Source organism: Pseudolactococcus chungangensis CAU 28 = DSM 22330 (assembly GCF_002441885.1).
In the GTDB taxonomy this organism is placed as follows: Bacteria; Bacillota; Bacilli; order Lactobacillales; family Streptococcaceae; genus Pseudolactococcus; species Pseudolactococcus chungangensis.
Window position 1 is genome coordinate 1 of the sequence record NZ_JXJT01000038.1, and the last position, 10,327, is coordinate 10,327.

A 10,327-nucleotide genomic window follows, 5' to 3' on the forward strand; every position below is an offset into this window, starting at 1 on the left:
CCTCTTTTCATACGTTTTTAGAGGTGCCCTAAATTAGTTGAGCAAATGTACTCAAAATTATAGAGAGGCATTTCCTATTTGTCCGTGTATGAGACAATTCAAGTTACTTTATGATGTTTACCATTTTCATTAATCAGCTTATTTTTAGCAAGTCAACGATTGTTTTTCTTTAACAGAACTGATAGATAGTTGAGAATATTTGAAATTTTGATATAATTTGACTTATGAAGAATACGACAATGGCGAAGAAAATAAAACAGATTATAACGCATGTGATGCTGGGATTGGTCTTGCTTTTACCTGTGATACAACCCTTGCAGGTTATGGCTGATAACCCCTATGACGCCCCTGCAAAGGCTGCTATTGCGATTGACCCGGACAGTGGTAAAATCCTCTATGCTAAGAATGTTGACGAACCTCTGGGCATTGCCTCTACGACAAAATTAATAACTGCTTATATGACCCTAGATGCGATTAAGAAAGGCACATTGCATTGGGATGATAAGGTCGAGATGAGTGAGTACGCCTATGCCTTAACACAGGACCCACAAGCGTCTAACATCGCGGTTAAGGACCCGACTGAGGCCTTTTCGATTCGTGATTTATTTAATGCGGCGATGATTCAGTCGGCGAATTCGGCGGCGATTACATTGGCAGAGAAAATCGGTGGTTCTGAGCCTAAGTTTGTGGATATGATGAAAACACAGCTGGCTTACTGGGGCATTACAGACGGTAAGCTCGTGAATGCATCTGGCTTGAATAATAGCGTGCTAGGCAAAAACATCTATCCCGGCTCATCTGAGACAGATGAAAATAAGCTATCAGCTAAAGATTTGGCGATTATTGCGCAGCATTTGATTCGTGATTTTCCAGAAGTTTTGGAAGTGACCAAGCAGACCGTTGCGATTTTTGATAAAGGCGGTGCGTCTGAGCAAACACTTGCAACTTATAACTATATGCTCCCGAGCTTGCCCGCAGCGCGTAATGGCGTGGACGGGTTAAAGACTGGTACGACTGAGTTTGCTGGCGCTTGTTTTGTCGGCACGACCATGCAAAATAACTTCCGAATCATAACAGTTGTGCTTCATGCAGACAATGCAGAAACTGACGACTACGCGCGTTTTACCGCAACTGGTGGGCTGATGAATGAGGTCTACGGCAACTGGCAAGCCAAAACTATCGCAACTAAGGGCATCAAAATGGAGAATCCCGAAGCACCAACTCAGCTGACGGTGATTGATGGTAAGCAAGATAGTGTCAAAGTCCTGCCAAATAACGATTTCTCAGCTGTCATACCAATGGTCGACAATGATACAAAGACGACGCTTACTTTCAACAAAAAGCAAGATGCACCAGTCACGGCAGCAATCGAGAAAAATCAGAAACTAGTAAAAGTGAGCTTTCAAATCAAGGACAAGCTCGGCTACCTGCCAGGCTCTGACGGTAACACCTTCTACTTGACCGCAACCAAATCTGTGCCGCGCAGTAATGCAGTCAAAGTGATGTGGAACCACTTCGTTCGATTCGTGAATGACAAACTATAAATCAAAAACGCCCGAGATGTCACATCGACATTTCAGGCGTTTTTTGATAATAATATACTTAAATCAATTGCATGACAGCGAGCAAAACCGGTACGACGGCCAGATAAGACAGCACGGTATAGCCCAGCGTCGCCGTCGCAAACTCAACATCCGCATGGTACATCCGAGCCAAAATCGGCACCGAATTTTGAATTGGCATGGACGATTGAATGAAAAAAAACTTTGACCATAATATCCGGAACCACAATCACGCGCGTTATCAAGATGATAATCAAAGGCGAGATAATGAACCGCCCCATTAATACGCCGACAATGGCCTTGTTTAACTTGAGCGTTCGTAGCCCAAGAAAATAGACAGTGATGCCGATGATAAACATAGACAGCGGGGTGGTTAGATTACCGATAGAAGTTGAGAAGTTGGCAAGCGCGAGGGGGACTTTGACTCCTGTCAATAGCCAGCAAATCCCGATGATAAAGCCTAACATGGCTGGATTGAGTACTTTTTTAAGACCGGCCATAACACCAAATTTTTTGGGGATATCATCGAGTCCTGCAAAAGTTTGAGAATCTTGGGAAATCTTATAAACGCCCCAGGTCCAGAAAAAAGTTGTGTTGGCGATATAGTAGATAAGGACATAAGGTACTGCTTGACTACCAAAAATCGCCATGTTAATCGGCAGTCCAATAAATATGGTATTACTGCAGGTAAACATGGTCGAAAAAGTTCCTCGACGCTGTGTGTCAACGTTTAAAAGTTGCGCTAGCACTTTCGAGGCGAAATAGGCAAGTACCATGGACAAAATAGGCACGATGATGCCGCCGATAAGTTGGAAGAATTCGGCGCGCGAGAATTTTTGCGTAATGGTGATGAACATTTCGAATGGTAGGGCGAGTCCGAGTACCATTTTTGAAAAAGTGTCAGCTGTATGGCGGTCGAACCATTTTTTGTAGGATAAGAAATACCCTACAAACATCATGGCGAATATCGCGAATATGTTGAAATAGGCTTGTATCATGTTCTTATTGTAACATATGCGGGTGGAATGGAGATGCCCTTAAATATCCCTTTTTTGATATATCAAGCTGCTTATCCCCAGTAAAGCCAAAGATATTATCACCATGACACATACGTAGCGCCAGTCCATCTGATTGACTGGCAACCTTGGCACCCAGTAAAAGGGGGTAAGTTGGTGGTAGATTTTGCTAAGTTTCATAAGGCTGCCGAGGTAGTCGATGATAAAGCTTGCGATGAGGTAAAGCCAGGCTATGTTGAGTAATTTGCGGTTGAGGGCGATGAGAAGTGTGGCTAGGCTTGCGAAAATGAGAAGAGTCGGCAGATAGGCTGTGGTGGCGCTCATGACGGTGGTAAATGCGATTGGGTGCGCCATGACAGTGGTGGCTGCCAGATAAAGCCCGAGCCCACCGAGTTCTGTGACGATAATGCCGACTAGAACTGCGAGACACCAAGTCGACCAAAGGAGCTTGGCACGCGAGGTTTTCAGCAACAGCAAGTCCAAGCGGCCTAGGCTTTCATCTTTGGCTAGGCGGCCAATCAGACTGATAACCGGCACAGTGGCTAAGACGACGAGAACCATCAAAATCGTGCCCATGAATTGTACCGCTAGATTAAACTTGGGATTTTCGACAAACATGGCCTTAATCGTCGCATTGGTCTCAACAAACTTATCAATATCACCGAAAATCGAACCGTAGGTCGCGCCCATCATCAGCATGCCTAGCCCCCAAATCATCAGTTGCCCCTGCGCATTTTTGGCAACAAATCCTAGGGTGCTACTGTAAAATTGACTGGCGTGGTGTGGTTTTTCCTTCTCGCTGAAAATGCTACCTGATATGTCACGACGGTTTTGTAAATTCAGAACGATGAAGCTTAGGCACCCTACAAGAAACAGCGTTGCTAGTAGATAGAGCCAATGGTTACCGACGGAAGGGCTGCTTAAATAAACCCAGGCGAGAGGGTTAAGGCGCGACAGTGTGAGGTTGGACAAATCAGTGAAAGCACGAGCGATGTAGAGAATGCCAACTAGACTGAAAATTGCGTTTCTGGCGCTACTTGCTGTGGCGAAGAGTTGGGCTACGAGCAAAGCTAACGCTGAAAAGAGCAGACCACTCAGGGCAAGTGAAAAACCATAAAGAGCGTTTGTCATGAGGGAGAAACCTGCAATTTTTTGGGTCAAGAGGGTCAAACCTGCTGTGATAAGTAGAGCACTTGTCAGATAAAAGCCGGTCATTTCTAGCAAGACAGCGACTGGCTGTGTCAATTTACCAACTGGAAAGCTGAGGACGAGTTCACTCAGGCCTTCTTCTTCCTCTGCTCTGGTTCTGGATAGGACATGCAGAATGCCCACAATGATAAAAATCAACGCTGTAAATAGGGTCATTTCTTGAAAATAAAAACTCGCGAGGGTCACGGTTTGCGTCGTTGCCTCGGTCGGACCAACGAGGGCTATCATGGCTGGATTTTTCAGGGTCTCAAATATAGCCAAGAGTTCTGTCTTGGTACTATAAATGTTTGTCATCATCGGTGCATAAAAAATAGCAAAATAGACCAGACCAAGCAGGGTAACATTCAGTTTTTTCCAGTCTTTTTTGATTAAATTTCTGAAAATGAGCGTAAAATTTGTCATGCCTGCTCACCACCTTCATATTTATCCATGAACAATTCATCCAAAGTCGGTTTTTGCGTCTCGATTTTGATAATTTCTCGCGCTGCCAAATAGCTCATAACTGCTGTGATACCTGCATCATCCAGTAAAAAGGTCGCCGTATTGCCTGAGATTTGAAGTTGACTCACGCTTGAAAACTCACGTAAACCTGTAAGTTCAGACTTTGTTGTCACCGACATCTTGGACTGGGTAATCGACTTCAACTCTTGTAAACTGCCTCGCTCGATAATTTCGCCATTTTTAATGATGACAATGGTATCAGCTAATTTTTCAACTTCTGATAAGATCTGCGAGGACAGTAGAATCGCCTTACCGGCTTTTTTCAAGCGTTTGACTTCATTTTGAAAGACATTTTCCATGAGCGGATCAAGTCCACTCGTGGGTTCATCGAAAATATAAAGGTCAGCCTCGGTTGCAAGCGCAGAAATCAAGGCAATTTTCTGTTTGTTACCTTTAGAATAGGCTTTGGATTTTTTATTAACATCAAAATTAAAGGCTTTGATAAGCTCAGCCTGTTTGTCGAGGTTGACATTTTTGCGAAGTTTGGCAAAGAGCGCCAGAATATCCCCGCCACGCATATTATCCCAGACATTGGTTTCACCAGGTACATAGGCGATCTTTTCATGAATGGCATCTGTTGCGGTGAACACATCTTGATCAAAAATCGTGACTGTACCGCCATCTCTTCTCAGTAAACCAAGTAGAGTTCTGATTGTCGTTGACTTTCCTGAACCATTAGGCCCTAAGAAACCAACGACTTCACCAGCATTAACGGTAAAGGTAACATCCTTCAAAGCCTGAAATTTACCAAAAGATTTTTTTAGATTTTCAATTTTAATCATTTCTGTCATTTGAACTCTCCTATGCTGTATAGTTCATATTTTACGCTTTTACTGCGATTTGTCAACTAACTTTGAACTCATATTGACAAATGAGTTCAAAAGTTCTATCATAAAACTATGAATGGCTATACCAAAAATAAATTAGATAAAATGTCTAAAATTGAGCAGGTGACTTTTGACCTGCTCAGTACTTTTCCGATTAAAAAGATTGCTGTGACTGATATTTCAAAAGCTGCTGGTGTTTCCAAAGTCACGATTTTTAATTATTATGAGACTAAGCAAGCTTTGATTAAAAAAGTCATTTTTGACCATTTTCAAACGATTTATGAGCAGTATGAGGCGATTATCCAGTCAGATTTATCTTTCGAGACTGCCTATCGTCGCTTGACCCAGTTTGAATTGACCGAAATGCAAAAAAATTCTGTCACGCTCAACCAAAACATCATGACCCTCTACGCCTCAGACCCTAGTTTTTATGACCCAGCCACCCAAGATAAATCAGATCAACTGATTCTAGCCTTGATCAAAAAAGGTCGTGCAGATGGCTTTATCAATCCGCACTATAATGATGAAACGATTCTAAGCATCTGCCACATCTACAATGAGGGATTGAAAATTTTTAGCGATACCCCAGACAAACTCTTTGCCATGACCGACGATTTGACCTCGATTTTCTTGAATGGCTTGAGATAGTTGCGCAATTAGAGTTTTAGGACTAATGCTTTTTGACGACACCAAAAAAGTCAACCTAGGTCGACTTTTTTTCTTTAATCGTTATTCTTTTTCCCAACTTGTGTCAGCGCCATTGCTTGCGATAACTTGCTTGTACCAGTCAAAAGATTTCTTAGGTGTCCGTTTGAGCGTGCCGTTACCATCATTATCACGGTCAACGTAGATGAAACCGTAGCGTTTTTTCATCTCACCCGTGCCAGCCGACACGAGGTCAATACAGCCCCAAGACGTATAGCCTAGCATCTCAACACCGTCAAGCTCAATGGCATCACGCATGGCATCCACGTGCTGCGCCATGTAATCAATCCGATAATCGTCTGCCACATAACCATTTTCATCTGGCGTATCAACAGCGCCTAGACCATTTTCAACCACGAAAAGTGGTTTTTGGTAACGGTCATAAAGACTGTTGAGGGTTGTGCGGAACCCAAGCGGGTCAATCTGCCAGCCCCATTCGCTTGATTCAAGGTAAGGATTTTTGACCGAATCAAAGATATTGCCTGGCGTGAAGGCCACTTCATCATTGTCAGGCCCAATCGACACACGTGTCGCGTAGTAGCTAAAGGACACAAAGTCCACGGTGTTTGCTTTGAGGAATTCAAGGTCGCCATCCTCAATCGGAAACTGGATGCCCTTGCGTTCCAAGCGTTTCAAGAAATATCGTGGATATTCACCGCGCGCCTGCACGTCAATCAAGTAGTACTCCTCACGCCCATCTTCATAGGCTGCCCAAACATCGCCAGGACGGCATGAATACGGATAGTAAACTGCACCTGCCATCATACAACCGACTTGATTTTCTGGGTCAATCTCGTGCGCAATCTTAGTCGCAAGCGCACTCGCCAACAACTCATGGTGGGCTGCCGTATATTTGGCAAGTTCTTGGTCTTCGCCCTCTTCAAAGGTCAGACCCGCGCCCATAAAGGGTGCATGGAGAATCATATTGATTTCATTAAAGGTCAACCAATATTTGACCAAACCTTTGTAACGTGTGAAAAGCACACGAACCAAGTTTTCGTAGAAGTCCACGAGCTTGCGATTCTTCCAACCACCATATTCTGTAATCAAATGAATCGGACAGTCGAAATGCGTAATCGTCACCAGAGGCTCAATCCCGTATTTGTGGCATTCCTTGAACAAATCTTCATAGAATTTAAGACCTGTTTCATTTGGCTCTTTTTCATCGCCCTTAGGAAAAATACGTGACCAAGCAATCGACAAACGATAAGTTTTAAAGCCCATGTCGCCAAACAATTTGATGTCTTCTTTGAAATGTTGATACATATCAATCGCTTCTTTTGCTGGGTAAAAATGTTCATCGTCAAATGCCAGATGTTTCATGGCACCTGTAATAATCGGAAAACGGTCTTTTCCGAGCGGCACAACATCAACATTGGCTAGGCCACGGCCATCTTCGTTGTAGCCACCCTCACATTGGTTAGCGGCAGTCGCGCCACCCCATAAAAATCCTTTTGGAAAACTCATATTATTTAGTCCTCTTTCTTTATTTAAAATAATTATTCCTCTCAAAACTCTCGGCAATGCCGTCATGATTAACATCTGCGGTGATTTCATCTGCTGCTGCTTTGAGTTCAGTTGTTGCATTGCCCATGGCGATATTATAGCCACAAGCTCGAAACATGGCCAGATCATTATTGGCATCGCCAAAGGAAATGGCGTCAGCCTTGGTCAGGCCAAGTTTGTCAAGGACGATGTCAATCGCTGTCTGTTTATCATTGCCCTTGACGGCAATTTCACCACTTTCCTTGCCAAAAAACGGCACGGTCATGTGAAACATTTCAAACTTGTCGCCAAATTTATCGGCAATGGCTTGGTAATCAAAATCAGTGTTAATAAATGATATTTTATTGACATCTGCATAATCAATAGCTTGATCGGCAAAGGAGTCAATCAAATCACAGAACCACCGAGATTTCTCCATCAAGTCTGCAGCTTTTTTCAAGTTACCTTGCGTGTAGGCTAAAATCGTTTCGTATATTTTTTCTGCATAAAACTGACTGCCAAACAAACCCGAATTTGACTTCAGATAGTAAGCAATATCATTGGCTAGGAAAAATTGGATAATGTCGCGCACATCAGCTTCTGGCATGGTATGATGATGAAGCACTTCATTTCCATAAGCCGCAAAACCGCCACCTGCACCAATCATTCCGTCAAAACCAATGGCCAGAATTTCTGTCAAAATCTCAGGTTTAGAGCGCCCTGTGCAGATAAAGGCCAGATTACCGTCTGCCTGAAAGCGCTGAATCGCGTCAATCGTTGTAGGTGTGGGAATACTGGTATCGCCGACTAGCGTGCCATCCACATCGAAAAAAGCAATTTTAGTCATGGCTTTCATCAAGTGATGACACCAACGCTGCAATAGTTATCCCATGTGATGTCACAAGAATATTTTTCTGACCATTTTTTTGCGCCTCTTTGACAATATCATCAAGCACCGATTTCGAACACGCAATGACTGTTTGATAATCTTCTGCTTGCCAGCTGACATCTGCTGCTGGAACTTTGTTTTTCTGAGCGAGACCCTCAAGTTTAGCTTTGTCTAGCTCATGCAAGGTATCTGTAAAACCTTTAATTGTGTTTACAAAGCTATCTTTAGCCATGCTCGCTTGAAAGGTCTCGAGTGTCTTGCCTTGTTTTTCAGCAATGACTGTCCACATCTCTTCATTTGGCATCCCCTCATAGGTGCCAAAATTCACTTCACGCAACCGTTTATCCGTTTTTAATTTTTTCAGCAAGTCCTCCTGACCACTGTTTTTAAGGACGATGTTGGCTGTCTCAACAGCACGACCACTGTCACTTGAATAAACGGCATCAAATGTGACTTTTTCAGCCTTTAGCCCTTTCCCGAGAGATTCTGCGATTTCAATGCCTGCTGGTGTCAGGGGCGCATCAATCCATCCCTGTGAGCGGTCAGTCGTGTTCAACATCGTTTTGCCGTGTCGCGTCAAATAAATGGTGACTTCAGCATTTTTATCCACTTTCGACGTTTTACTAGATGCATTTTCTTTACAACCAGTTATTACCGTCAAAGTTAGCACCATCATTGCCAGTTTCAAACATAATTTCTTCATCTGTACCCCTTTACTCATCTACTCATCAAGCACTTACATCATGTTTCGTAAAAGAGTTGAATAGATGATGGCTCAAGTCATTTAATCAATTAAACTGTCACTAACAACATAACTTGCCAACCGAAACCGATAATCGCACCAAAAATGATTGGGTTAAAGTTTTGAACAGCTAACAAACCGTTCCCTAATAAATCTGCAGCTAAATTCATGATTGGACCAATAACTAAGAAAGTCAATGGTACGACGATTAAAGTTGTAAAAAATGGTACTAGGAAAAGCTTAACCACGTCTGGAATGAGTTTTCTAAGTGTTTTTTCAACAAAAGCGGCAAAGGCAGTTGACCCGATAATTGGCATAACTGTTGAGCCATAACCCGCTAGTGGAATTGAGAATGGAATGCCAAAGAAATGCATACCTCCCGTTTCAGCGAATTGTTTGACAGCCGAGCCGTCAATAAACCCTTTATATACTAAAGCGGCTGCAATCATCATCCCTAAGAATGGTGAGCCACCAAATTTTTTCATAGCCGTATAGCCAAGGAAGATTGGTAAGAATAGAAAGAGCCCATCTCCCATGGCATTAAAAATCGCATAAGTCGAGCCTGCTGCAAATCTAGGCCCCATAGAAAAGCTTAAAATCGCCGTGACACCTTTTAGCATACCTGCTGCTGCTAGTGTTGGCAAAATAGGTTGGAAAATACCCGAAACCATGTCGACAAACCGGTCAAATAGATTACCTTTTGGTCCATCATCAGTGACAGGGTCTAAAACACCCAAGACAGCATCCACATCTTTACGTACATCAGGCACGTGGTTACCAATAACCACCTGATATTGTCCGCCTGCTTGCATAACAGTTACGACGCCATCCATGTTTTTTAAAGTTTCTGTGTTTGCCTTAGACTCGTCTTTCAATTTAAAACGCAGTCTTGTGATACAGTTGGTTAACGAGTTGACATTTTCCTTGCCACCCACTTCTTTGACGATTTTTTTCGCCAATTCTTCGTATTTACCCATGATTTTCCTCCAAAAAATATTTAAATTTTATACTGGAGGTTTCGCCAACTTAATGTAACGATCCAAGCGACTTGTGTCTTTTTCGCAGACACGACAATTTTGACCTCTTTCTATCTGTATTGGGTGATTGACCGCTATCAAGCAAGTCAATCTATATTTTCAAGGGCAAAGCCCTGAATTAACATATTTACACATTTTTTTGCACAATCCGTGCCAGATGAATCGTGATATAGGTCTGCTCATCTTTTGAAACTTGATAGCCACGCGTCTTAGATAAAAAAGCAACAATTTTGAGTGTCGTTTCATAACTTTCAGGAAACCGCTTAATGATCATCTGAAAGAGACTATCATCACTGCTAGGTAAGGTTGCTGCATCATCAAGCAAAGGTGCTGAACTTTTTACCTGTCTTAAAA

The 10,327-nt window shown here is 42.9% G+C and carries 8 protein-coding genes and 2 pseudogenes; 2 read left to right on the top strand and 8 right to left on the bottom strand.

Translation table 11 applies throughout. The features are described from left to right. Positions 1-224 precede the first annotated feature (224 nt). Positions 225-1,544, top strand: coding sequence for a serine hydrolase (locus RR45_RS10285; RefSeq protein ID WP_244148302.1), 1,320 nt, complete (start codon positions 225-227; stop codon positions 1,542-1,544). Positions 1,545-1,602: 58 nt separating this feature from the next. Here RR45_RS10285 and RR45_RS10290 read toward each other — a convergent pair. From RR45_RS10290 to RR45_RS10300, 3 genes and pseudogenes are all read right to left on the bottom strand, one after another. After that, a pseudogene (locus RR45_RS10290) lies at positions 1,603-2,560 on the bottom strand (AEC family transporter). Between the two features lie 39 nt (positions 2,561-2,599). Continuing rightward, a complete protein-coding gene (locus RR45_RS10295; RefSeq protein WP_031367125.1) occupies positions 2,600-4,189 on the bottom strand; it encodes an ABC transporter permease in 1,590 nt (529 codons plus the stop codon). Beyond that, a complete protein-coding gene (locus RR45_RS10300; RefSeq protein ID WP_031367124.1) occupies positions 4,186-5,079 on the bottom strand; it encodes an ABC transporter ATP-binding protein in 894 nt (297 codons plus the stop codon). Before RR45_RS10300 ends, RR45_RS10295 begins: the two co-directional genes overlap by 4 nt. A gap of 108 nt (positions 5,080-5,187) precedes the next feature. Between RR45_RS10300 and RR45_RS10305 the strand changes: the two genes are divergently transcribed. Continuing rightward, the gene (locus tag RR45_RS10305) at positions 5,188-5,763 is read left to right on the top strand and encodes a TetR/AcrR family transcriptional regulator (RefSeq protein WP_031367123.1); all 576 of its coding nucleotides are present in this window, start codon (positions 5,188-5,190) and stop codon (positions 5,761-5,763) included. 81 nt (positions 5,764-5,844) lie between these two features. On the opposite strand, the gene RR45_RS10310 is transcribed toward RR45_RS10305, so the two are convergent. The 5 genes and pseudogenes from RR45_RS10310 to RR45_RS10330 all read right to left on the bottom strand — a co-directional run. Further along, a complete protein-coding gene (locus RR45_RS10310) occupies positions 5,845-7,287 on the bottom strand; it encodes a 6-phospho-beta-glucosidase (RefSeq protein ID WP_031367122.1) in 1,443 nt (480 codons plus the stop codon). 19 nt (positions 7,288-7,306) lie between these two features. Further along, complete coding sequence (locus tag RR45_RS10315) at positions 7,307-8,152, bottom strand: Cof-type HAD-IIB family hydrolase (RefSeq protein WP_031367121.1); 846 nt, start codon at positions 8,150-8,152, stop codon at positions 7,307-7,309. Then, a complete protein-coding gene (locus RR45_RS10320) occupies positions 8,145-8,897 on the bottom strand; it encodes a histidine phosphatase family protein (RefSeq protein WP_244148300.1) in 753 nt (250 codons plus the stop codon). Before RR45_RS10320 ends, RR45_RS10315 begins: the two co-directional genes overlap by 8 nt. A gap of 101 nt (positions 8,898-8,998) precedes the next feature. Next, positions 8,999-9,913 (bottom strand): annotated as a pseudogene (locus RR45_RS10325) (PTS transporter subunit EIIB); the annotation flags it as partial. Positions 9,914-10,100: 187 nt separating this feature from the next. Then, a partial coding sequence (locus tag RR45_RS10330) for a PRD domain-containing protein (RefSeq protein WP_143465090.1) occupies positions 10,101-10,327 on the bottom strand: 227 nt, incomplete at its 5' end.